General features: G+C 67.9%; 24 protein-coding genes and 1 rRNA gene. 17 read left to right on the top strand and 8 right to left on the bottom strand.

Annotation, left to right across the window (positions count from 1 at the left end; all coding sequences use genetic code 11):
- On the bottom strand, positions 1-328 hold a 328-nt coding region (locus H531_RS15350; RefSeq protein ID WP_500691336.1), incomplete at its 3' end, for a transposase DNA-binding-containing protein.
- Positions 329-524: 196 nt separating this feature from the next.
- On the opposite strand from H531_RS15350, the gene H531_RS0110550 reads away from it, so the two are divergent.
- From H531_RS0110550 to H531_RS14510, 8 genes are all read left to right on the top strand, one after another.
- Positions 525-1160 carry a cytochrome c3 family protein gene (locus H531_RS0110550; protein ID WP_022799311.1) on the top strand — a complete coding sequence of 212 codons (636 nt, stop codon included), beginning with the start codon at positions 525-527 and terminating at the stop codon, positions 1158-1160.
- 8 nt (positions 1161-1168) lie between these two features.
- Positions 1169-3799, top strand: a complete 2631-nt coding sequence (locus H531_RS0110545; RefSeq protein WP_022799310.1) for a 4Fe-4S dicluster domain-containing protein — start codon at positions 1169-1171, stop codon at positions 3797-3799.
- Positions 3789-5141: an NrfD/PsrC family molybdoenzyme membrane anchor subunit gene (nrfD, locus tag H531_RS0110540; protein ID WP_022799309.1), complete on the top strand. Its 1353-nt coding sequence runs from the start codon at positions 3789-3791 to the stop codon at positions 5139-5141. Before H531_RS0110545 ends, nrfD begins: the two co-directional genes overlap by 11 nt.
- A 9-nt stretch (positions 5142-5150) precedes the next feature.
- A complete protein-coding gene (locus H531_RS0110535; RefSeq protein WP_022799308.1) occupies positions 5151-5669 on the top strand; it encodes a DUF3341 domain-containing protein in 519 nt (172 codons plus the stop codon).
- Entirely contained in the window at positions 5662-6177 is a 516-nt protein-coding gene (locus tag H531_RS0110530; RefSeq protein ID WP_022799307.1) for a c-type cytochrome, read from the top strand. The genes H531_RS0110535 and H531_RS0110530 overlap by 8 nt, the downstream gene beginning before the upstream one ends.
- Entirely contained in the window at positions 6161-7159 is a 999-nt protein-coding gene (locus H531_RS0110525; protein WP_022799306.1) for a hypothetical protein, read from the top strand. Before H531_RS0110530 ends, H531_RS0110525 begins: the two co-directional genes overlap by 17 nt.
- A gap of 83 nt (positions 7160-7242) precedes the next feature.
- Positions 7243-8376, top strand: coding sequence for an NAD(P)/FAD-dependent oxidoreductase (locus H531_RS0110520; RefSeq protein WP_022799305.1), 1134 nt, complete (start codon positions 7243-7245; stop codon positions 8374-8376).
- Positions 8377-8385: 9 nt separating this feature from the next.
- On the top strand, positions 8386-8997 hold the full coding sequence (locus H531_RS14510) for a helical membrane plugin domain-containing protein (protein WP_022799304.1): 612 nt from the start codon (positions 8386-8388) through the stop codon (positions 8995-8997).
- Positions 8998-9012: 15 nt separating this feature from the next.
- On the opposite strand, the gene H531_RS0110510 is transcribed toward H531_RS14510, so the two are convergent.
- The 5 genes from H531_RS0110510 to lysJ are packed head-to-tail and all read right to left on the bottom strand — an operon-like array spanning position 9013 to position 13286.
- Positions 9013-10611, bottom strand: a complete 1599-nt coding sequence (locus H531_RS0110510; protein WP_022799303.1) for a GGDEF domain-containing protein — start codon at positions 10609-10611, stop codon at positions 9013-9015.
- 9 nt (positions 10612-10620) lie between these two features.
- Positions 10621-11703: a [LysW]-lysine hydrolase gene (locus H531_RS0110505; RefSeq protein WP_028490801.1), complete on the bottom strand. Its 1083-nt coding sequence runs from the start codon at positions 11701-11703 to the stop codon at positions 10621-10623.
- On the bottom strand, positions 11700-11900 hold the full coding sequence (locus tag H531_RS13510; RefSeq protein WP_022799301.1) for a type II toxin-antitoxin system HicA family toxin: 201 nt from the start codon (positions 11898-11900) through the stop codon (positions 11700-11702). The genes H531_RS0110505 and H531_RS13510 overlap by 4 nt, the downstream gene beginning before the upstream one ends.
- Positions 11897-12094, bottom strand: a complete 198-nt coding sequence (locus tag H531_RS0110495) for a type II toxin-antitoxin system HicB family antitoxin (RefSeq protein ID WP_022799300.1) — start codon at positions 12092-12094, stop codon at positions 11897-11899. The genes H531_RS13510 and H531_RS0110495 overlap by 4 nt, the downstream gene beginning before the upstream one ends.
- Before the next feature lie 4 nt (positions 12095-12098).
- Positions 12099-13286, bottom strand: a complete 1188-nt coding sequence (gene lysJ, locus H531_RS0110490) for a [LysW]-aminoadipate semialdehyde transaminase LysJ (RefSeq protein WP_022799299.1) — start codon at positions 13284-13286, stop codon at positions 12099-12101.
- 232 nt (positions 13287-13518) lie between these two features.
- Here lysJ and H531_RS0110485 point away from each other — a divergent pair, with 232 nt between their 5' ends.
- Genes H531_RS0110485 through plsX form a run of 8 tightly spaced genes read left to right on the top strand, consistent with a single transcriptional unit; the run spans position 13519 to position 19891 of the window.
- Positions 13519-14658, top strand: a complete 1140-nt coding sequence (locus H531_RS0110485; RefSeq protein ID WP_028490800.1) for a glycosyltransferase family 4 protein — start codon at positions 13519-13521, stop codon at positions 14656-14658.
- Entirely contained in the window at positions 14636-15619 is a 984-nt protein-coding gene (locus tag H531_RS0110480) for a hypothetical protein (protein ID WP_022799297.1), read from the top strand. The genes H531_RS0110485 and H531_RS0110480 overlap by 23 nt, the downstream gene beginning before the upstream one ends.
- The gene (locus H531_RS0110475) at positions 15616-16626 is read left to right on the top strand and encodes a glycosyltransferase family 4 protein (protein WP_022799296.1); all 1011 of its coding nucleotides are present in this window, start codon (positions 15616-15618) and stop codon (positions 16624-16626) included. The genes H531_RS0110480 and H531_RS0110475 overlap by 4 nt, the downstream gene beginning before the upstream one ends.
- Complete coding sequence (locus H531_RS0110470) at positions 16623-17633, top strand: mannose-1-phosphate guanylyltransferase (protein ID WP_022799295.1); 1011 nt, start codon at positions 16623-16625, stop codon at positions 17631-17633. Before H531_RS0110475 ends, H531_RS0110470 begins: the two co-directional genes overlap by 4 nt.
- Complete coding sequence (gene folK, locus H531_RS0110465; protein ID WP_022799294.1) at positions 17630-18109, top strand: 2-amino-4-hydroxy-6-hydroxymethyldihydropteridine diphosphokinase; 480 nt, start codon at positions 17630-17632, stop codon at positions 18107-18109. Before H531_RS0110470 ends, folK begins: the two co-directional genes overlap by 4 nt.
- Positions 18110-18147: 38 nt before the next feature.
- On the top strand, positions 18148-18522 hold the full coding sequence (locus tag H531_RS0110460; protein WP_022799293.1) for a S1 RNA-binding domain-containing protein: 375 nt from the start codon (positions 18148-18150) through the stop codon (positions 18520-18522).
- 59 nt (positions 18523-18581) lie between these two features.
- Positions 18582-18914: a thioredoxin gene (gene trxA, locus H531_RS0110455; protein ID WP_022799292.1), complete on the top strand. Its 333-nt coding sequence runs from the start codon at positions 18582-18584 to the stop codon at positions 18912-18914.
- Positions 18911-19891, top strand: a complete 981-nt coding sequence (gene plsX, locus H531_RS0110450) for a phosphate acyltransferase PlsX (protein ID WP_022799291.1) — start codon at positions 18911-18913, stop codon at positions 19889-19891. Before trxA ends, plsX begins: the two co-directional genes overlap by 4 nt.
- On the opposite strand, the gene H531_RS0110445 is transcribed toward plsX, so the two are convergent.
- Together H531_RS0110445 and H531_RS0110440 are read right to left on the bottom strand one after the other, a co-directional pair.
- A complete protein-coding gene (locus H531_RS0110445) occupies positions 19880-20299 on the bottom strand; it encodes an archease (protein ID WP_022799290.1) in 420 nt (139 codons plus the stop codon). The two genes, plsX and H531_RS0110445, sit on opposite strands and share 12 nt — an antisense overlap.
- Positions 20290-20961 (bottom strand): PIG-L deacetylase family protein, encoded by a 672-nt coding sequence (locus tag H531_RS0110440; RefSeq protein WP_022799289.1) that lies wholly within the window; start codon positions 20959-20961, stop codon positions 20290-20292. Before H531_RS0110440 ends, H531_RS0110445 begins: the two co-directional genes overlap by 10 nt.
- Positions 20962-21086: 125 nt before the next feature.
- Between H531_RS0110440 and H531_RS0110435 the strand changes: the two genes are divergently transcribed.
- Positions 21087-21530, top strand: a 16S ribosomal RNA gene (locus H531_RS0110435); the annotation flags it as partial.

Here is a 21530-nt window from a genome sequence, read left to right as displayed (position 1 = left end):
CAGTCGCGCTCTCCTGATAGACCCGGTCAAGGAGGGCTTCTGCCTCCACCCGTGGGTTGGACAGGAAGCGGTAAAGGGCTTTGGCCTGGTGGAAGCGGTTCTGGAGGGGAGAAGGGAGCGAGGCCACCATCTCGCTCACCCGGGCTGAGCCTGCGGCCAAGGCGCCCCGCACCACCTCTTCAAACCGTCGGTGGAGGCGCTTATCGGGGGAAAACGCTCGCAAAACGGCCCGTGAACTCCTGGAGCCTGGCCTCGGCCACCTTGAGCATGTCCATGGATCACCCCCGGTACCAGATACGGGCTGCGCCCGCAAGGGGAGATTTACCACGAAACGGAGATGTGGGTAAAGTCCTGGTGGATTCCCGGGACATTTGTCCCTACGCCCTTAGGGTAGCTTACCCCTGAAACAACCTTACTTAGGGGTCAGCGCGGGCACGGCCGGCTTCCTTATGAGACGCTCCTCAAGCCCGGATTGATCCGCAGGGTCCATGCCCGTAGCCTTGGCCTTTGAGGCCGGAGGTGGTATGAGGCGAAGAAACCGGTGGGTCAAGACCCTCTTCTGGGGTTCGGTGCTCGGGGTGGCTGCCCTTCTCCTGGTGGTCTTCTCCGGGGTGGCGGTGGGGGCCTTTGAGCAGCGCACCCTGTCCGTGCCCCAGCCCGTTCCCTTCAGCCACGCCCTCCACGCCGGGGGGCTTGGCCTTTCCTGCCGCTACTGCCACGCCGCGGTGGAGCACGCGGCCTACGCAGGCCTGCCCCCCACGGAGACCTGCATGACCTGCCACACCTACGTCAGGCCGCAAAGCCCCAACCTGGCCCTGGTGCGGAAGAGTTGGGAGACGGGGGAGCCCATCCGCTGGAACCGGGTGGTCAACCTTCCGGATTTCGTCTACTTCCACCATGCGGCCCATGTGGCCAAGGGCGTGGGGTGTGCCGAATGCCACGGCCGGGTGGACCAGATGCCCGTGGTCTACCAGCCCCAGGCCTTCACCATGAAGTTCTGCCTGGACTGCCACCGCCGCCCCGAGGCCCGCCTAAGGCCCAGGGAGGAGGTTTTCAACATGGCCTACCAACCCGATCCCGCCTTGGGGGCCCGGCTTAAGGCCCTTTACCATGTGCGCCCCCCCGAGGCCCTGACGAGCTGCAGCACCTGCCACCGATAGGAGGGGAGATGCCCGAGCGCGGTTACAAGGAATCCCTAGAGAAGGAGCTTTTTCGGGAGGAGTTCCCCTTTGGCCCCGTGAGCCGACGGGGGTTTCTGGCCCTAGGACTTCTCACCCTCGCCGCTTGTACCCCGGTGGTGCGGCGCAAGGGGGTACCCTACGTGCGCCAGCCGGAGTGGGTGGTGGAGGGGGGGAGGACGGCCTTCGCCACCGCCATTGCCCACGCTGGGGTGGCCGAGCCCGTCCTGGTGCGCCACTACCAGGAGCGCCCTCTCTTCCTGTCCCCCCTAGAAGGGGCCATGAGCCCTTATCCCCTGGCGGGCCTCTATGCCCTTTACGATCCGGCCCGTAAGGGGAAAGCCCCTGACTGGAAAGGCTTCTTTGCCGCCTGGCGGAAGGCGCTGGGGGAAGGGGAGACCCTCCTCGTCCTCCCCCGCACCACCTCACCTGGCCTCGAGGCCCTTCTGCAAAGGGCCCAGGCCCAATTTCCCAACCTCAGGGTGGCCCGCTTTGAGGCCTGGAGCCTGGAGAACGTCTACTTGGGGGCGGAGCTCCTCTTCGGCCAGCGGGCCTGGCCCGTCTACGCCCCGGAAAAGGCGGAGGTGGTCCTCCTCCTGGACGTGGACCTGCACGAGCACCCCGCCGGGTACCTTTGGTGGGCGGCCCTAAGCGGAAGGCGCCTTCCCCCCATGAACCGCATCTACGCCGTGGAAAGCGGGGGAAGCCTACTGGGGAGCGTGGCCGACCACCGCCTGGCCCTGAAGCCTAGCGCCCTGGAGGCCTTCCTCCTGGATCTGGCGAAGGCACTCGGGGTCTTGCCCGGCAGCCCCTCCCGGGACTACGGGGGGTTCCTCCCCGCCCTGGTGGAGGACCTGGGGCGGGGTGGGCTTCTCCTCCCCGGCGTCCACCTCTCCCCTGGAGCCCAGGCCCTGGCCATGGCCATCAACGCCCGGCTGAGGGCCCCCGTGGCCTACGTGCCCCCCCTGGAGCGGGAGCCCGCTACCCCCAGGGCCTTCCTTGAGGCGGAAGGGGCGAGCCGCCTCGTCTGGGCCGCGGAGGGCTCCTTGCCCCCCCTCGAGGGCAAGCGTTTCGCCGCCCTCCTCTCCCTTTACCCCAGGGAGGCCCCCTTTAGCCTTCCCCTGGCCCACCCCCTGGAGGCCGGGGGCCAGCACCGGGATGCCCTGGGCCGCCTCTGGCCAGCCCAGGCCCTGGTGAAGCCCCTCTACGGGGGAAAGGGCCTCGAGGAGGTGCTGGCCGGGCTTCTTGGGGAGGAGCCTCCGGCGCTTTCCCCGGAGGCCAAGCGGGCTCTGGCGGAGGGGCGGCCCCTGGAGGAGGCCAGGCCTTTGGCCCTGGAGGCCAAAGGCCTGGAGGGGCGCCTTCCCCCCTTGCGGCAGGAGGCCCCCCTGGAGCTCACCCTTCGCCCCGATGCCAGCCTCTACGACGGGCGCTACCGGGAAAACCCCTACCTTCAGGAGCTTCCTCGGCCCCTTTCCCGCCTGGTCTGGGATGGGGCCCTCCTCGTCGGCGAGGAGGAGGCCGAAAGGCTCGGGTTTTTGGAGGGGATCCGCGCCCGGGAGAGGCGGGGCGACCCCCGGAGGCCCCTTCTCCGGGTGCGGGCGGGGGGAAGGGAGGCCCTCCTTCCCCTCTGGCCCTTGCCCCTCCTCCCCCAGGGGAGCCTCACCGCGCCCCTTTCCCACTTCTTCCACCCGGAGGGTGTGGTCTTTGCCGCAGAGGTAAGCCCCACGGGCCGGGACTACCCCCTGGTCTCCACCCAGTACCACGGCGATCTGGGGGAGGTGGAGGCGGTCAAGGTCCTTAGCGAAGAGGAGGCCTTGAAGGCGGCGCCCAAGGAGGAAAAGGGGGTTTCCTTCTACCCCCCTTGGCCCCAGGGGGAGCACGCTTGGGCCATGACCGTGGACCTCACCCGATGCCTAGGGTGCGGGCTTTGCGTCCTTGCCTGCCAGGTGGAGAACAACATCCCCGCGGTGGGCAAGGAGGAGGTGCAAAAGGGCCGGGAGATGCACTGGATCCGCGTGGACCGCTACTTCGCCGAGGAGGGGGTCTTCCACCAGCCCGTCATGTGCCAGCACTGCGAGAAGGCCCCCTGCGAGGCGGTCTGCCCCGTGGCCGCCACCGTTCACTCCAGCGAGGGCCTCAACCTCATGGTCTACAACCGCTGCGTGGGCACCAAGTACTGCTCCGCCAACTGCCCCTACAAGGCACGGCGCTTCAACTTCTTCCCCTACGCCGAGGCCTTCCTGGGCAAGGGGGACCCGAGGCGGGCCAAGGAGAGCCCCCTCGCCCTCCTCATGAACCCCGAGGTGACGGTCCGGAGCCGCGGGGTGATGGAGAAGTGCACCTACTGCGTCCAGCGCATTGAGCTGGCCCGGGCGGAGGCCGCCAAGGAAGGCCGGGGGATCCGCACTGGGGAGATCCGGACCGCCTGCCAGGAGGCCTGTCCGGGGAAGGCCATCCACTTCGGCGACCTCCTGGACCCCAACGACCCCATCCAGGCCCACCGCCAGGACGGGCGGCACTATGTCCTGTTGGAGGAGGTCAACACCTGGCCTCGCACCACGTACCTGGCCCACCTGAAAAACCCGAACCCCAGGCTGAAGGAGGCGGACCATGGCGCATAAGGAGCCCCATCCCGACCATGACCTCATCCAGGGGGAGTGGACGGAGAGGACCCTGGTGGAGAAGCTCCTGGAACCGGTGGAGAAGCCCCCGCCTAGGCCCTGGCGGGTGGTCCTGGCCGTAGGCTTTGCCCTCACCTTGGCCTGGCTCTACGCCATCCTGGTCACCTTCGTGCGCGGCCTCGGCACCTGGGGCATCAACCAGCCCGTGGCCTGGGGGTTGGACATCGTCCACTTCGTCTGGTGGATCGGCATCGGCCACGCCGGGACCCTGATCAGCGCCATCCTGGTCCTCATGCGGCAGAACTGGCGGGACTCCCTGAACCGGGTCACGGAGGCCATGACCCTTTTTGCCGTCCTCTGCGCCGCCACCTATCCCCTGATCCACATGGGCCGCCCCCAGAACTTCTACTGGGTCCTGCCCTACCCCAACACCCTCGCCATCTGGCCCCAGTACAAGAGTCCCCTCTCCTGGGACGTGCTGGCCATCATGACCTACCTCACCATCTCCACCCTCTTCCTCTACCTGGGCCTCATCCCCGACCTGGCCCTCCTCAGGGAGAGGAGCCAGGGGTGGCGGAGAAAGCTCTACGGATGGCTCTCCCTGGGCTGGACGGGGAACGCGGTCCACTGGCAGCGCTACCGGGCGGTCTACGTGCTTCTGGCGGGCCTCGCCACCCCGGTGGTCATCTCCGTCCACTCCGTGGTGAGCATGGACTTCGCCTACGGGGTGGTGCCGGGCTGGCACATCACCGTCTTCCCCCCCTTCTTCGCCGCCGGGGCCATCTACTCCGGCTTCGCCATGGCCCTCACCCTCATCATCCCCTTAAGGAAGTGGTACCGCCTCGAGGGGGTCATCACGGAAAGGCACCTGGACTGGATGGCCAAGGTCACCTTGGCCAGCGGCCTCGGGGTGGCCTACATCTACCTCCTGGAGATCTTCGTGGCCTGGTACTCGGCCGAGCCCGCCGAGTGGGCCCAGCAGCTTTGGCGCATGACCGGGCCCTACGCCCCTTACTACTGGGCCATGATGCTCATCAACGTGGTCCTCCTCCAGACCCTTTGGTTCCCCCGCTTCCGCAGGAACCTCACCTGGCTCTTCGTCTTCTCCCTCCTGGCCAACGTGGGGATGTGGCTGGAGCGGTTTGTCATCGTGGTCATCAGCCTTTCCCGCGACTTCCTTCCCGGGAACGCCCACCTCTACTTCCCCACCTGGGTGGACTGGACCCTCTATCTCGGCACCATCGGCTTCTTCCTCTTCGGCCTCGCCCTTTTCATCCGCCTCTTCCCCCCCATCGCCGTGGCGGAGATGGTCCACCTTTTCCACAAGCTCAAGGGACACTAGGAGGTCGGCATGCTCTACGGACTCCTGGCCTATTTTGACTCCCCGGAGAGCCTCCTTGGGGCCCTAAAGGCCCTCAAGGAGGCGGGCTACCGCCGCCTCGAGGCCCTGACCCCCAACCCCGTGGAGGGCCTGGAGGCGGTCCTGGGCAAGGACGAGCGCATCCCCTGGATCGCCTTCCTCCTCGGGGTCTTGGGAGCGGGGCTCGGGCTTTTCCTCCAGGTTTACACCCAGCTGGACTACCCCCTAAACGCCAGCGGGAAGCCCCTCCTGGGCTGGCCGGCCTACATCCCGGTGGCCTTTGAGCTCACCATCCTCACCATCACGGTGGGGATCTTCCTCGTCCTCCTTTACCTGAACGGCCTCCCGCTGGCCGTTCACCCTGCGGTCTGGGCGCGGGGCTATGCCCGGGTCCTGGTGGACGGCTATGGGGTGTTCGTCTACGCCTCCGACCCCCGGTTTGACCCTGAGGCCACCCGGGACCTGCTGAAAAGCCTGGGGGCGGAGGTGGAGGAGGTGCGCCGTGCGTAGCTTGGCGCTTTTCCTGCCCCTCTTGCTCTCGGCCTGCGGCTGGATGTGGGACCAGCCCAAGGTGAAGGCCTTCCGGGAAAGCCCCCTCCAGGTGGAGGTGCCCGCGGAGAGGGTGCGCTTGGGGGAGAACCTGAGCCCCGGGGTTCGGGCGGGCCTTAAGCCCGAGGGGGGCTTCGCCGAGAGCCCCTTTGCCTTTACCGAAGCCGAGCTCCTGCGGGGCAAGGCCCTGTACCAGAGCTTCTGTGCCGTGTGCCACGGGGTGAGAGGGGAAGGGGACGGCCGGGTCATCCCCCTCGGGGTTCCCAGGCCCCGCTCCTACCACGACCCGGCCGTGAAGGCGATGCCCGAGGGCTACTTCTACTTCGCCGCCACCAACGGCTTCGGCCGGATGTTTTCCTACCGGAGCCGCATCCCCGAAAGGGAGCGCTGGCTCATCGCCCGCTACATCAAGCGGTGCCTCCTCCTGGAGGCCTGTCCAAAGGAGGTGGTGAATGCAGAGGTCCATTGAGCAAAGCCCTTCTTGGCCGCTTCTCCTGGGCCTAGGCCTCTACGCCTTGGCCTTCCTCTTCGGGGCTCCGGCCGCCTACTTTCCCTTTGCCTTCTTCCTCCTCCTCTCCCTGGGGGCCCTCCTCGTCCTCCTCCTCCATAACGCCCTCTTCAGCCGCTGGGGGGTGCCTCTGGAGCCCTACCTCTACCCGCTGGCCCGCCTCCTCCCCCTCATGGGCCTCTTGGGCCTTCCCTTCTTCCTCTTCCTGCCCGAGCTCTTCCCGTGGGCGAGGCCCGAGGCCAGCCTGGACCCCATCCTGGTCCACCGGAGCCCCTACCTGAACGCCCCCTTTATGCTCCTGCGCTATGGGCTCTACTTTGCCCTCTTCGCCCTCCTCCTTGCCCGGCTCCGCCCGGGGACGCACCGGGCGGAGGTGGGGGCCTGGGGGCTCGCCCTGGCCTTCGTGGCGGGCACCTTTCTCTCTTTTGACCTCTTCAAGGCCCTCGAGGCCCACTTCTACTCCGCCTCCTATGGGGCCATCCTGCTCCTCTCCGCCGTCATCCTGGCCCTCTCCGTGGCCGTGGCCCTGGCGGCCAGCAGGGGGACGGAGGCCCTCCTCGGCCAGGCCCAGAACCACACCAACCTCCTCCTGGCCCTTTCCATCGTCTGGATCTACCTCGAGGCCACCACCCTGATCATCATCTGGGGCGGGGACCTGCCCCACGAGGTGGAGTTTTATCTGGAGCGGGGGCAAGGGGTGTGGGGCGGGATGGCCGCCCTATGGGCCGTGGGGGGGTTCCTCCTTCCCTTCCTCTACCTCCTCACCAACCTTCCGAAGCGGGAGGCCCGCTACCTCCTGCCCATCGCCGCCTGGATCGCCCTCTTCCGCCTCCTCCACTTGGCCTGGTACCTCCTGCCCGCCCTAGGCTGGGGGGTGGGGGTGGGGGAGGTCTTGGGCTTTTTGGGCCTCGGCCTCCTCTTCGCCCACCGCCTGCGTGGGTAGGGGCATTTGCACCTACCCCCACAAGCCTCCCGGGTTCACCCTGGAGGTAAGGGTAGACGGTATTCGTACCCGGGAGGTGAAGGATGATCAAGGTTCTGGTCTTAGGCGGCGGCTCCGGCGGCCTGGTGGCGGCCAACAAGGTGAAGCGGCTTTTGGGCAACGAGGTGCAGGTCACCCTGGTGGACAAGAACACCCACCACGAGTTCATGCCTGCCTACCCCTGGGTGGCCTTCGGTATGCGGGAGCCCGATCAAATCCGCCGTCCTCTGGCCAACCTGGAGAAGCGGGGGATCCAGTACCTCCAGGCCACGGTGGAGGCCCTAGACCCGGAGAGGAACCGGGTGAAGACCACAGCCGGGGAGCACACCTACGATTACCTGATCGTCTCCTTGGGGGCCGAGGCCCTGCCCTCCCCGGCCCAGGACAGTTACGCTCCCTGGAGCCTGGAGGGGGCCTTGAAGCTCCGGGAGGCCTTGAGGTCCTTCAAGGGCGGCCGGGTGGTAGTGGGGGTTTCCTCCCCCTACTACCCCTGCCCTCCTGCGCCCTACGAGGTGGCGGGGCAGGTGGAGTTCGCTCTCAAGGTGAAGGGCATCCGGAAAAAGAGCACCGTGGAGGTCTTCCACCTGAACCCGGCGCCCCTTGCGGGTATGGGACCGGTGATTTCCGGCAAGGTGATGGAGATCCTTAAGGCTAAGAATATCGCCTTCCACGGGGAGTTTGAGCCCATGGCCTTTGAACCGGGAAAGGTCAAGGCCAAGGACGGCCGGGAGCTTGCCTACGACCTCCTCATCCTCACCCCTCCCTTCGCCCCGAACCGGGTGGTGCGGGAAAGCCCCTTGGCAGGGCCGAACGGCTTCCCCGAGGTGGACCGCGCGACCTTCCGTTCCCCAAGTTTCCCAAACGTCTTCCTCATCGGGGACACGGTGAACCCCGCCCTCATGCTTCCCCCCGCCGGGGTGGTGGCCCACTTCCAGGGGGAGTACGTGGCGGGGGTGATCGCCTCCGACCTCAAGGGGGCCTACATCGGCGAACCCTTCAACCCCGTGGCCATGTGCATCATGGACTTCGGTGACAACGCCCTCCTGCCCCAGTGCGCCTTTGACCAGGTTTTAGCGGGCACGGGTATGCCTTCCTGCGGGGTTATGGCCGTGGGCAAGTGGGTACGGGTGACGAAGATGCTCTTTGAGGGCTTCTGGTTTGCCACCCTCATTGAGTAGGAGGTGCGCATGGAGACCACCCTCAGCGTGGAAGAACGCCTGGCCCGGCTAGAGGAGATCCTGGAGAAAAGCGGCCTCGCCCTGCTTGCCAAGATGGGGGTGGGGGATACTCTGGCCGAAAACCTGGGCCTCCTCCTGGATCCCAAGAACCTCCAGCTGGTTTCCCTTCTTGCCCGCTTCCTGGACCAGGCGGAGGCCCTGGACAAGCTGGCGGAGACCTTGGAGAAGCTGAACCGCTCGGGAGCCTTAGCCTTCCTCGGCCACCTCTCGGAAAACTTCGGCGAGGGTTTGGGGATGCTCATGGAGCCCCAGCTCTTAAGGCTTATCTCCCACGGGGCGAACGTTTTGGATATCCTTTCCCGGATTGAGCCCGCCGCAGTGGGCATGATGGCGGGAGCCCTGCAGAAGGGCCTCGCGGAGACCTTCACCCCTGAGGTGATGCAGGACCCGCCCCGGGTGGGGCTTGTGGGGCTTTGGAAGCAGCTCTCCGACCCCGAGGTGCAGAAGGCCTTGGGGATGCTCTTCCTCCTTTTGAAGGCTATGGGCAAGGCTTTTGGCGCCATGAACGAAGAGAGGAGGGCCCTCGAGGCCATGGTAGCTAAGATGATGTCCAAGAAGTAGTGCTTTGGGATGGGATTAGGCCAGCGTCACCCGGTCCCGCCCCGCCTCCTTGGACCGCAGGAGGGCGTAGTCTGCCCGGAGGACCCACTCTTCCACCTGGGCCGGGTCCTGGGGTATCTCCCCTCCCGCCACCCCTCCGGAAAGGGTGAGGGGGTGAGGGATCGGGTCCACGCGTTCGGCGCGGAAGCGCTCGCGGATGCGCTCCACCACCTCCTTGGCCGCCTGGCGGTCGGCCCCGAAGAGGAGGAGAAGGAACTCTTCCCCCCCGTAGCGCACGGCCAGGTCCTCCTGGCGGACGCTGGTCTGGAGGATGCGCCCCAGGCGCCTAAGCACCTCGTCCCCCACAGGGTGCCCGTAGGTGTCGTTCACCCGCTTGAAGTGGTCTATGTCCAGCATGACCACGCTCAGGGGGGCCTGGTAGCGCCGGGCCAGGGCGAGGAGCTTGGGGAGCTCCGCCTCGAGGCCCCGGCGGTTGAGAAGCCCGGTGAGGGGATCGGTGAAGGCCAAGGCGCCCCATTCCACCTGCTTGAGCACCTGCCGGATGCGCTCGCCGAGGAGGGTGAGGAAGCCGGGGGGGACTTCCTCCTGGGGAGGGGCTTTCAAGTAGAGGTGGGCGGCATCCCCGTCCAGGGGGAGGGGCAGGGCGTGGGGGCTCCGTTCCCCCACCAAGCCTCGGCGGCTTCGTACCTCCAGCCCCACGGCCTCCGGCAGGAGGGCGCGGGCGGCCTCTAGGGCCTCGAGGAGGACCGCCTCGGGGCTCAGGGTCTGGGTGATGCGGGGGGAGAGCCGGGCCAGCGCCTCCAGGAAGCGGGTCCAGCCCTGGCTCCTGGCCAGAGCCCGGTGCCCTTGCCGATAGGAGGCGAAGAGGAGGCCCAAGGCGCTCGTTAACCCTCCGTAGACAGCCAAAAACCGCACCTCCCCGGGAGCAGGGCCTTGGAGGAAGGCCACGGGCAGGAGAAAAACCCCCCCTAGGGCCAGGGCCTGGGGGAGGAAGGTGGCCAAGCGCCGCTCCTCCACCCCCGCCAGGGCCAGGAAGAGGGAACCCAGGCTCCGGAGGAGGTGGGCGGGGTGACCCGTGGGGTAGCGGTCATCGGCCGTGACGTAGGCGGAGCCCATGTCCGAAAACATAAGGAGGAGCAGGCCCGCTCCCAAAAGCGCCCGCCCCGGGAGGAAGCCCTCCTGAAAGAGCGTCTCCAGCCTGGGGAGGAGAAGGAGGAGGAGGAGGGCATCCCATAGAAGGAGGAGCCGCTCCATCCCAGCTCCGGCTCGGAGGGCGGCGAGCCCGCCCAGGAGGGCCAGGGGAAGAAGGGCCAGCGTGAGCCTCGGGGGCTTTCCTGGAAGCCTGAGGAGGGCGAAGGTGAGGGCGGCGTAGCCCATCGGGTAGAGGAGTTCCCGGGGCAGGCTTCCCGCCCCCTCCAGGGTCCGGACCGCGTCCCCAAGGCCCAGGAAGAGAAGGCCCAGGCCGAAGGCCCGGCCCTCCTGCCGGCCCAGCAAATAGGCCCCGCTCCCCAGGACCACCAGGGGGGTGAGGACGCCCTCGCTCCAGGGAGCGGTGGCGGGAAGGAGCGCGAGAAGCGGCAGGAGGGCGATGGGCCAGAGCCAGGGAAGGGCCACGTCCCCAGTTTAGCCCACGCGCGTTCCGCCCCCTTCCCCCAGGACCTTCAGGGCCTCTCTTAGGACGGCAATCCCTTTCAGGAACTCCTCCACCTGGATGTGCTCGTGGGGGGTGTGGTCCAGGGTGGAGTCTCCCGGCCCGTAGGCCACCATGGGCACCCTCCAGTGAGGGGCGAGGACGTTCATATCGCTCGTTCCCGTCTTGAGCTTAAAAACGGGCCTTCCCCCCGCCTTCCGGATCCCCTGGCGCAACGCCCGGGTGAGGGGGGTGTCCTTAGGGCCGAGGTAGGGGACCTCCCGCCCGAAGAATTCCAGCTCCAGGGTGGGCGGGGCGTAGGCGGTGAGGTGACGGATGGCTTCCTCCGGGGGAAGCCTCGGGGGAAGCCTGAGATCCAAGAACATCTCCGCCACCTGCTTAAGCTCGGCCGGGTGGACTTTGAAGTCCCTCAAGGTGTATTGCACCTGGTCAAAGGGCCTTTGGCCCACGTTCATGGCCTCGGCCCAGGCCTTGATGGCCACGAAGTAGCTCACGAGCTCCTCGGCGGCGTTGGGCTCATGGTGGGCGGAGTGGAAGTGGTCCTTTTCCCGCTTCACCTTGACGAGGAGCCTCCCCTTGTACCCCAAGGTGATCCCTTCCCAGCCTGAGGGTTCGCCGATGACCACGTAGTCGGGCTGGAGCCGGGAGGCCACGAACCTCGCCCCCTTGGAGCTCGGGGCCTCCTCCTCCGTGGCCCCCACCAGGTGGACGGTGAGGCGGCGCAAGGTTTCCTCGGGAAGCGAGGCCGCGGCAAAGATCATGGCCACGAAGGGGCCCTTGGCGTCCACCGCTCCCCGGCCGAAGAGCTTGCCCCCTTCCAGGCGCACGGGGATCCGTCCCGGCACGGTGTCAATGTGCCCTAGGAGGACCACCTGGATGGGGCCCTTGCCCACCTGGCCCCGGGCGTTGTCCGCCTCGTCCACAAAGGACCGGATCCCCAGCCTCTCCATCCCCTCGGCCAGGTACTCGGCCAGGAGGCGCTCTTCCCCAGAAGGGGAAGGGATCTCCAGGGCCCCCTTTAGGAACTCAACGGGATCCAAGGCACTTCCGCTCATAGGTTTCCTTGCTCCAGTCCACGTCCTTGAGGATGGCAAGGAGGGTCCCCGGCCTTAAGGTCTCCGGGTACCGTGGTGGCCCGGCCGTCGGGGTGCCGAAGCCGCACGTGGCTTCCCCGGACCCGCACCACCTGAAACCCCTCCTCCAGGAGCCGGGCGAGCTCCTGGCCAGGGATGGGGATGAGGCGGGGGCTCACGCCGCTTCCATTTCCCGCTCGCCCTCCAGGCCTACGACTTCCGCCTTCTCCTCGGATACGGCGATGGCTTCCTCCAGGCGCTGGAGGAGCCCTTCAAAGCTTTGGGCCTGGGTGTGGGCGTGCCGCTCGGGCACGTGGGCCACGAAGTAGCCCTCCTCGTCCTGCTCCACCACCCCGCGGTAACGCTGCCTCATCCCCCTATGCTAGCACCGCCCTCACCGCCTCCACTACCCGCTCCAGGTCTTCCTTTTCAATCACCAAAGGCGGCAGGAAGCGGATCACCGTGGGCCCTGCCTGGAGGGTGAGGACGCGGTGCACCTTCTCCAGGCGTTCAATGTAGGGGGCCGCCTTCTCCTTGAGCTCCAGGCCCACCATGAGGCCCATCCCCCGCACCTCGCGGATCCTGGAGGAGGGGATCTCCCTCAGCCTTTCCATGAACCAGGGCCCAAGCTCCGCTGCCCTTTCCCAAAGCCTGGTGCGCTCCAGGTAGCGGATGGCGGCCACCCCGGCGGCCATGGCCAGAGGGTTCCCCCCGAAGGTGGTCCCGTGCCCTCCCTTGGGCATGCTCCGCGCCACCTCCTCCCGCATGACCGCGGCTCCCAGGGGCACCCCACCCCCCAGGGCCTTGGCCAGGGTGAGGATGTCGGGGACCACACCGAAGTGCTCAAAGGCGAAGCGCTTCCCCGTTCGGCCCATGCCGGTCTGGATCTCGTCCAGGATGAGCAGGGCCCCCTTCTCCCGGGTGATCTCCCGGGCGGCCTTCAGGAACTCCAGCGTGGCGGGGCGCACGCCCCCTTCCCCCTGGACGGGCTCGAGGATCACCGCCGCGGTCTTTTCGTCCACGGCCCGCCTTAGGGCCTCCACGTCGTTATAGGGAATGAACTCCACGGGCTCCACCAGGGGAAGGAAAGGCTCCCGATACTTGGGTTCCCAGGTGACGGAGAGGCTTCCCATGGTCCTTCCCGAGAAGCCCCGCATGGCGGCCACGAACTTCTTCCTGCCCGTGTGGGCCCGGGCGAACTTGAGGGCGGCCTCGTTGGCCTCGGTGCCGGAGTTCACCGGAAAGACCCGATTGAGCTCCGGGGGGAGGATGGCGGTGAGGGCGCGGTAGAACTCCCCCCGCATAGGGGTGGGGAGGGTCTGGGGCATGGCCATAAGGGTCTCGGCCTGCCGCTTCACCGCCTCCACCACCTCGGGGTTGGCGTGGCCCAGGTTGGCCACCCCGTATCCCCCCACGCAGTCAATGTACTCGTTCCCCTCGGCGTCCCAGACCCTGGCTCCTCGGCCCCGGACGAGGAGGAGGTCATGCTTGGTGTAGACCCCGGTGTCCAGGGCCTTCTCCGCCTCCAAGAGGGCCCGCCAGTCTTCCTTTACCGCGCGTTCCACCCCGCACCTCCCATAAAGAAAAGCCCCGGGACCCGCCCGGGAAGCGCCGCTTCCCAGGCCCCTTCAGGTTTTGCCCCGGGCGCACATCTCCCCCTAAGGGTAGGGGGATGGCCTTAGGATGTCAACCCACCTTTCTCCTATTTGCGCGTTATTGTGCAAGAAACTTCCAATGTTAGACTCAAATATGGGCTATAATAGGAAAAGCCCCCCCGGGGGGGCAAGGAGGTGGAGGATGCTGACCCTGGTGGGCACGTACCCTCCCATCCGCTGCGGGATCGCCACCTTCAACCGCGATCTGCGGCGCGCCCTCCTCGAGGCCGGCCTTCCTGCCCAGGTGGCCGTGGTGGCGGAGGAGGCCGACCTAGACCTGCCCTTCCCCGAGGAGGTGCGCTGGGTGGTGCCCAAGGAGAGGCGGCAGGCTTACCGCGCCCTCTCCGCCCCCAGGCCTTGGATCCTCCAGCACGAGTACGGGCTTTACGGGGGCCGGTGGGGGGAGTGGTTTGTGGATTTCCTACAGGGAAGTGGGGTGAAGGTGGTCGTCCTTCACACCCTCTTCCAGGCCCCGCCTCCGGGCTTGAGCCTCGAGGACGCCTCCTTCATGCAGGGCCTCCTAAAGGAGATCGGGGCGGGGGCTTCGGCCTTGGTGACCCTTCACCCCGAAGGGGAGTCCTTTCTAGGGCGGCTAGGGGTGCGGGCCCCCGTGGTCCACATCCCCCACGGGGTGCCGGACCTCCCAAGGCCCGACAAGGAGGCCCTGAAGCGGGCCTTAGGCTTTGAAGGGGAGTTCCTCCTCCTGACCTACGGCCTCCTGGGGCCGGGGAAAGGGATAGAGCTCGTCCTGAAGGCCCTGCCCCGGGTCCTGGGCCAGAACCCCAGGGTGCGCTACCTGGTGGCGGGGAGCCTTCACCCCAAGTTGGAGCGCCGGGAGGGAAGGCGGTACCTGGAGGAGCTGCTGGCCCTGGCCGAGAGGCTCGGCGTGGCCCGGGCCTTCCTCTTAAGGGAGGGATACCTCTCCGAAGAGGCCCTCTACCGCCTGGTGGGGGCAGCGGACCTCTTCCTCCTCCCGTACCCCAACCTGGAGCAGGTTTCCTCCGGCACCCTCTCCTACGCCCTGGCCCTGGGCAAGGCGGTGCTCGCCACGCCCTTCTGGCACGCCCGCCACGCCCTGGCCGGGGGCCGAGGGGTCCTCCTCCCTCCCGACCCCGAGCCTTGGGCCCAGGCCATCCTGGAGCTTTCGGAAAGCCCGTCCCGGCTTAAGGAGATGGAGGCGCGGGCCTACGCCTACGCCCGGGAGGCCACCTGGCCCCGGGTGGCCCGGGCCTACCTGAGGCTGCTTTCAGAGGTGGGCGGTGTTCGGCCTGGAGTGGCTTAGGGCCCGCACCGACGCCCGCGGCCTCCTGGAGCATGCCCGGGGGGGCCTTCCCCTCCTAGAGGAGGGGTACACCACCGACGACAACGCCCGCGCCCTCCTCTACCTGGCCCTCCTCCCCCCGGGCGCCCGGGACCCGGCCCTGGTCCGGACCTACCTGGCCTTTCTCCTCTACATGCAAAGGCGGGACGGCCGCTTCCGCAACGGCCTGAGCCCGGAGGGGCGGTTTGAGGACGAGGGGGAGGCGGAAGACCCCACGGGTCGGGCCATCCTGGCCCTGGCCGCAGCCAGCCTCGGCCTAGACGCCGACCTCCGCGAAGCGGCCCGCTTTGCCCTGGAGCGGGCCCTTGGGGCGGCCGAGCGCCTTTGCGCGCCCAGGGCGCAGGCCTACGCCCTTTTAGGCCTCCTGGCCCTCCGGGAGGAGCCCTTTCGCGAGCTCGCCTACCTTCTGGGGAAGAGGCTTCGCCAGGCCTTCGCCCAGGCGGAGGCCTCCTGGCCCTTCCCCGGCCCCCTCACTTACGCCAACCACCGGCCCCTCGAGGCCCTGTGGGCCTACGCCCAAGCCTTCGGCGACGGGGAGGCCTTGGGGCTTGTCCGTCGGGCCCAGAGCCTTCTGGACCGGATGTATTTCTCTGGGGAAGGCGCCCCTTTCTTTGACCCCATCGGCAACGCCTTCATGTCCCCCGGGGAGGCCAAGCCCCTCTTTGACCAGCAACCCATAGAGGCCAAGGCGGCGGTGAGCTTCTACCTGCGGGTGGGGGAGAGGTCCAAGGCTGAGCTCGCCTTCCTCTGGTTCCACGGGCGGAACCGCCTCGGCCTTCCCCTGGTGGACGCCTTCGGCCCCATGGACGGCCTGACTCCGGAAGGCCCCAACCGCAACCGTGGGGCCGAGGCCCTCCTCTCCTACCTGCTCGCCTGGCAGGCCCTGGCGCAAGGGCCCTTTCCCCGGGAGGAGGCCCCATGAGGGTGGCCATGCTGGCCCCCATCGCCTGGCGCGTCCCCCCCAGGCGCTACGGCCCCTGGGAGCAGGTGGTCTTTGACCTCACCGAGGCCCTTCTGGACCTCGGGGTGGAGGTGGTCCTCTACGCCACCTGTGACTCCAAAACCCGGGCCCCCCTGCGCTGCACCGCCAGGAAGCCCCTCTGGGAGGACAAGGAGGCGGATTGGAAGGTGGAGGAGTTCCTCCACATCGCCAAGGCCATGGAGGAGGCGGGGGAGTTTGACCTTCTCCACAACCACTACGACTTCATGCCCCTTTACTTCACCCCCTTCGTGCGGGTCCCGGTCCTCACCACCATCCACGGCTTCTCCAGCGAGAGGATCAAGAAGGTCTACCGCCGCTATGCTGCCCTGCCCCACGTCCACTACGTGGCCATCTCCGAGGCCGACAAGGACCCGGGCCTCCCCTATTTGGGCGTGGTCCACCACGGGGTGGACCCGGGGCGCTACCCCCTTGGGGAAGGGGGAAAGCACCTCCTTGTCCTCTCCCGCATCCACCCGGACAAGGGGATCCGGGAGGCCATCCTCTTTGCCCGGAGGGCGAGGCTGCCCCTGAAGATCGCCGGGCCCATTCAGGACGAGGCCTACTTCCGGGACCAGGTGGCCCCCCTGCTGGGAGAAGGGGTGGAGTTTCTGGGGCCCGTGGACCCCGAGGCCCGGGGCGAGCTCCTTGCGGGGGCCATCGCCCTCCTCCACTTCGTGAACTTCAAGGAGCCCTTCGGCCTTGCCCCCGTGGAGGCTATGATGAGCGGGGTGCCCGTCCTAGCGAGGCCCCTGGGGGCCCTCCCCGAGACGGTGCGCCACGGGGAGACGGGGTTTTTGGTGGAGGGCTGGGAGGAGGCCTTGGACTATCTGGAGCGGCTTAAGACCCTGGACCGCAAGGCCATCCGCCTCTACGCCGAGGCCCGGTTCTCCAGGAGGCGGATGGCGGAGGACTACCTAACCCTTTACCGAAAGGTGGTGGGAGCGTGAAGGCCTATGCCCTGGTCATGGCGGGAGGGCGGGGGGAGAGGCTCTGGCCCCTCTCCCGGGAGGACCTCCCCAAGCCCTTCCTGCCTCTCCTGAACGGCAAGACCCTATTGGAGGCCACCCTGGAGCGCATCGCCCCCCTGGTGCCCAAGGAGAACACGCTCCTCGTCGTCCGGAAGGACCAGGAGGCGGTGGCCCGCCCCTACGCCGACGGGGTTCGGCTCCTCCTCGAGCCCCTGGGGCGGGACACCGCCGGGGCCGTGCTCCTCGGGGTGGCCACCGCCTTAAGGGAGGGCGCAGACCGCCTTCTGGTCCTCCCCGCCGACCACTACGTGGGGGACGAGGAGGCCTACCGCGAGGCCCTTGCGGCCATGCTGGAGGCGGCGGAGGAGGGGTATGTGGTGGTCCTGGGCCTCAGGCCCACCCGCCCGGAGACGGAGTACGGCTACATCCGCCTGGGGCCGAGGGAGGGCCTTTGGTACCGGGGGGAGGGCTTTGTGGAAAAGCCTTCCTACGCCAAGGCCCTGGAGTACCTGAAGGGAGGGTACGTGTGGAACGGAGGGGTCTTCGCCTTCACCCCCGGCACCATGGCCGAGCTCTTCCGCCGCCACCTGCCGAGCCACGCCGAGGCCCTCACGCGCCTCCTCCGGGGGGAGCCCCTGGAAGGGGTGTATGGGGGGCTCCCCAAGATCTCCATAGACTACGGGGTGATGGAGAAGGCGGAGGCCTTGAGGGTGGTCCTGGGCCGCTTCCCCTGGGACGATGTGGGCAACTGGCGGGCCCTGGAGCGGGTCTTCGCCCAGGACGAACAGGAGAACGTGCGCCTGGGAGGGGGGCGGCACGTGGCCCTGGACACCTTCGGCTGCGTGGTCTACGCCGACCGGGGCACGGTGGCCACCCTGGGGGTCTCCGGCCTGGTGGTGGCCAAGGTGGGGGACGAGGTCCTGGTGGTGCCCAAGGACCGGGCCCGGGAGGTGCGGGAGCTGGTGCGGCTCCTCGAGGCGCCGTGAAGGCCTACGTGGGCCTAGGGAGCAACCTGGGGGACCGGGCGGCCTACCTCCTTGCGGGGCTTTCCGCCCTCTCCCGGCTGCCCGAGACCCGCCTTCTCCGGCTTTCCCCCGTCTACGAGACCGACCCCGTGGGCCCGCCCCAGCCCCTCTACCTGAACCTGGTGGCCGAGCTGGAGACGGGGCTTCCGCCCCGGCTCCTCCTCTCCGAGATGCTCCGCATAGAGGAGCGCTTGGGCCGGGAGCGCAAGGAGCGCTTTGGCCCAAGGACCCTGGATCTGGACCTCCTGCTCTACGGCGACCTGGTCGTGGAGGAGGAGGGCCTGAGGGTGCCCCACCCCCGCCTGCACCAGCGGGCCTTCGTCCTGGTGCCCCTTGTGGACCTCCTGCCTACGGGCCGCCACCCCCTCTTGGGCCGGACCTTCGCCGAGCTCCTGGCCTCCTTGGACTCGAGGGGGGTCCGGCCCCTTGTGCTATAGTGGGGGCATCGCGGCAAGACCGCGCGAGGAGAAGGAACGTGGAGCTAGAAGCAGGAAGCATCGTAGAGGGCCGCGTGGTGCGGGTGACGGATTTCGGCGCCTTCGTGGAGCTCCCTGGGGGAGAGCAGGGCCTGGTGCACATCTCCCAGATCGCCCACGAGTTCGTGCGGAACGTCCGGGACTTCCTCAACGAGGGGGACATCGTCCAGGTCATGGTCAAGGGGCGCGACCCCAAGGGCCGCCTGGACCTCTCCATCAAGGACCTGACCCCCGCTCCCGAGGGCAGCCCTCCCCCCAGGCCCCGGCGCCTGCCCAAGCAGTCCCCCGAGTTTGAGAACAAGCTGAAGAGCTTCCTCCGGGGCACGGGAGGCTTTGGGGGCGGGAAGAAGAAGGGCGGGAAGAGGAAGCGGTGAGCCAAAGAAGGTGGCCCGGGGCTTGGGCCCCGGGAGACCTTGCTATAGAGTGAGGGGGTATGGCGAAGCCGATAGAGGTGAACGACGCCAGCTTTGAGGAGGTCCTGAGGGGTTCTTCCCTGGTCCTGGTGGACTTCTGGGCCGAGTGGTGCGCCCCCTGCCGCATGATCGCCCCCATCCTGGAGGAGCTGGCCCAGGAGTACGATGGCAAGCTCGTGGTGGCCAAGCTGGACGTGGACGAGAACCCCAAGACGGCCATGCGCTACCGGGTCATGAGCATCCCCACGGTGATCCTCTTCAAGGAAGGCCAGCCCGTGGAGGTCCTGGTGGGGGCCCAGCCCAAGCGCAACTACCAAGCCAGAATAGAAAAGCACCTACCCCCGGGCGCATGAGGGTGGCCCTGGACGCCATGGGGGGGGACCGGGCTCCCCAGGTGACCGTGCGGGGGGCCCTGCTGGCCGCCCGGGAAGGTGTAGAGGTGGTCCTGGTGGGGGACGAGGAGGTCCTGAGGGCGGAGCTTCGCCGCCTCGGGGGAAGCCTCCCCCTGGTTCACGCCCCCGATGCCATCCGCATGGAGGATCAGGCCACCCAGGTGCGCAAGCGCCCTCAGAGCTCCATCGCGGTGGCCATGGACCTCCTGAGGCGGGGAGAGGTGGCGGCCGTGGTCTCCATGGGCCACACGGGGGCCACCCTGGCCGCGGCCCTCTTCGCCCTGGGCCGGGTCAGGGGGGTGGAAAGGCCCGCCCTTTTGGTGGAGTTCCCCAGCCAGAAGGGGCGCACCTTCCTCCTGGACGGGGGGGCCAACGCCGACTGCCGCCCGGGCTTTCTGGTGCAGTTTGCCGCCATGGGCCTGGCTTACGCCGAGGCGAGCGGGGTCTTGGCCCCTAAGGTGGGCCTCCTCTCCATTGGGGAGGAGGAGGGGAAGGGGAACGCCTTGGTCCTCGAGGCCTACCCCCTCCTGAGGGAGGCCTTGGGCGAACGGTTCTACGGCAACGTGGAGGGGCGGGACATCCTCCTGGGGACGGTGGAGGTGGTGGTCACCGACGGCTTCACCGGGAACGTGGTCCTGAAGCTGGCGGAAGGGGAGGCCAAGGTGCTCCTCGCCTGGATCAAGGAGGCCCTCACCTCTTCGCCAATGGCCCGGCTGGGCGGGCTTTTGGCCAGGGGGGCCCTGCGCCGGGTGAAGGACCGGGTGGACCCGGCCCGGTACGGGGCCATGCCCCTTTTGGGGGTGGAGGGGCCCGTCTTCGTCGGCCACGGTTCGGCAGACGAGCTGGCGGTGAAAAACGCCCTCCTCCGGGCCAGGGCCCTGGTAAGAGCGGGGCTCATGGACCGGGTGCGGCAGCGCTTGGCCGCCCTACACGTCTAGGATCACCTGGGCCCGCCAGCGGCCCCCTTCCTGGCGCACGGAAAGCCCGTGGTAGGTGGCGCTCTTCACCTCCCCTTGGAAGCCAAGGCCTTCCCCCAGGGGCTCGCCCCACAGGGTGGCGGTGAGGCGAAACCCCCCTCGGACGGGGGTGATCCGGAGCCTGGCCCTTCCGGGTACGAAGCCCTTGGTTTGGATGAGGTAGAGGAGCTCGTTGAGGTAGCGCACCAGCAGGGTTTCCAGGTCCTCGGCCTTAAGGACCAGCCTCCGCCGCCGCTTCCCTCCCCGAGGGGGGTTTTGAAACATTACCTGGAGAAGTCCTTCTAAGGCCGCCTGGAAGAGTCCCTCGAGGCTTTCCGCCTCCAGGGCGAAGCCCACGTCGGCGGTGTGGTCCAGGGGCCTTACCACCAAGGTCCCTCCCGGGTGCCCTCGGCCAGGGGCAGGTGGAAGGTCTCGGTCCAGAGGCGTTCCGGGTGTCGTTCCATAAAGGCCAGGACTGAGAGGGCCTGGGTCCTGTGCTGGGCTAGGGCCTTGAGCTTGCGCGCTAGGGCCCACTCGGGCAGGCGCAGGCGGTGGGTCACGGGGAAGGGGCCTTCGGGGCGAACGAAGTAGACCACTTGGGCCAGGTCCTGCGCCGCCTCCCGGACGTAGCGGCTTGCCGCCACGTGGTCGGGGTGGCCGTTGATGCCGTCCGGGGGGAAGGTGAGGACGAACCGGGGTTTGAGGCGGAAAAGCCTCTCCCGGATGGCCTCCTTGGCCTCGGGATGGTCGGCGAGGCCCCTTTCCGTAGCCCGCCCCCTAGGGCCGCCCTCCGCCTTTTGGGGGAGGGCGTTGGGGAAGGCAAGGGCCTCGAGGAAGTCCACTTCCAGGATCTCCGCGGCCCGCTGGAGCTCCTGGAGGCGGACCTGCGGTAGGGCCTCCGGCGGGCAGAGGCCCAGGGTTCTCCCCGCCTCCCCCCGGGTGAGGGTGAGGATGCCCGTCCTGAGGCCCGCTTCCTTGGCCAGGAGCAGGGCCCCCCCGGCACCGAAGGTCTCGTCGTCCGGGTGGGGGACCACCACCAGGAGGTCTACCATACCTCCCATCTTGACAGAAGAGCCCACCCCTGGTACATTCGTAGTTGCGCCGGTTGAACCGGCGGGGGATCTTGAAAGCGCGGGAACAGGGCAATGCACGCGAACCTAACGCCTTGCAGGCGTTTTTGTTGGAGAGTTTGATCCTGGCTCAGGGTGAACGCTGGCGGCGTGCCTAAGACATGCAAGTCGTGCGGGCCGTGGGTTTTCTCACGGTCAGCGGCGGACGGGTGAGTAACGCGTGGGTGACCTACCCGGAAGAGGGGGACAACCCGGGGAAACTCGGGCTAATCCCCCATGTGGACGTATCCTGTGGGGTACGTTCAAAGGGTGGATGCCCGCTTCCGGATGGGCCCGCGTCCCATCAGCTGGTTGGTGGGGTAAAGGCCCACCAAGGCGACGACGGGTAGCCGGTCTGAGAGGATGGCCGGCCACAGGGGCACTGAGACACGGGCCCCACTCCTACGGGAGGCAGCAGTTAGGAATCTTCCGCAATGGGCGCAAGCCTGACGGAGCGACGCCGCTTGGAGGAGGAAGCCCTTCGGGGTGTAAACTCCTGAACCCGGGACGAA

This window comes from Thermus islandicus DSM 21543, assembly GCF_000421625.1.
In the GTDB taxonomy this organism is placed as follows: Bacteria; Deinococcota; Deinococci; order Deinococcales; family Thermaceae; genus Thermus; species Thermus islandicus.
Note: the sequence above shows the minus strand (reverse complement) of the source record. Positions and strands in the feature narration are given on the sequence as shown.

Excerpts from the sequence above, each read along its gene's own strand:
- H531_RS0110485 (WP_028490800.1), top strand. The coding sequence starts at position 13,519 with ATGCTGACCCTGGTGGGCACGTACCCTCCCATCCGCTGCGGGATCGCC.
- H531_RS0110495 (WP_022799300.1), bottom strand. The coding sequence starts at position 12,094 with ATGAGGCAGCGTTACCGCGGGGTGGTGGAGCAGGACGAGGAGGGCTAC.
- H531_RS0110520 (WP_022799305.1), top strand. The coding sequence starts at position 7,243 with ATGATCAAGGTTCTGGTCTTAGGCGGCGGCTCCGGCGGCCTGGTGGCG.
- H531_RS0110550 (WP_022799311.1), top strand. The coding sequence starts at position 525 with ATGAGGCGAAGAAACCGGTGGGTCAAGACCCTCTTCTGGGGTTCGGTG.
- H531_RS0110440 (WP_022799289.1), bottom strand. The coding sequence starts at position 20,961 with ATGGTAGACCTCCTGGTGGTGGTCCCCCACCCGGACGACGAGACCTTC.
- plsX (WP_022799291.1), top strand. The coding sequence starts at position 18,911 with ATGAGGGTGGCCCTGGACGCCATGGGGGGGGACCGGGCTCCCCAGGTG.
- H531_RS0110525 (WP_022799306.1), top strand. The coding sequence starts at position 6,161 with ATGCAGAGGTCCATTGAGCAAAGCCCTTCTTGGCCGCTTCTCCTGGGC.
- H531_RS0110535 (WP_022799308.1), top strand. The coding sequence starts at position 5,151 with ATGCTCTACGGACTCCTGGCCTATTTTGACTCCCCGGAGAGCCTCCTT.
- H531_RS0110475 (WP_022799296.1), top strand. The coding sequence starts at position 15,616 with ATGAGGGTGGCCATGCTGGCCCCCATCGCCTGGCGCGTCCCCCCCAGG.
- trxA (WP_022799292.1), top strand. The coding sequence starts at position 18,582 with ATGGCGAAGCCGATAGAGGTGAACGACGCCAGCTTTGAGGAGGTCCTG.
- H531_RS14510 (WP_022799304.1), top strand. The coding sequence starts at position 8,386 with ATGGAGACCACCCTCAGCGTGGAAGAACGCCTGGCCCGGCTAGAGGAG.
- nrfD (WP_022799309.1), top strand. The coding sequence starts at position 3,789 with ATGGCGCATAAGGAGCCCCATCCCGACCATGACCTCATCCAGGGGGAG.
- H531_RS0110545 (WP_022799310.1), top strand. The coding sequence starts at position 1,169 with ATGCCCGAGCGCGGTTACAAGGAATCCCTAGAGAAGGAGCTTTTTCGG.
- H531_RS0110505 (WP_028490801.1), bottom strand. The coding sequence starts at position 11,703 with ATGAGCGGAAGTGCCTTGGATCCCGTTGAGTTCCTAAAGGGGGCCCTG.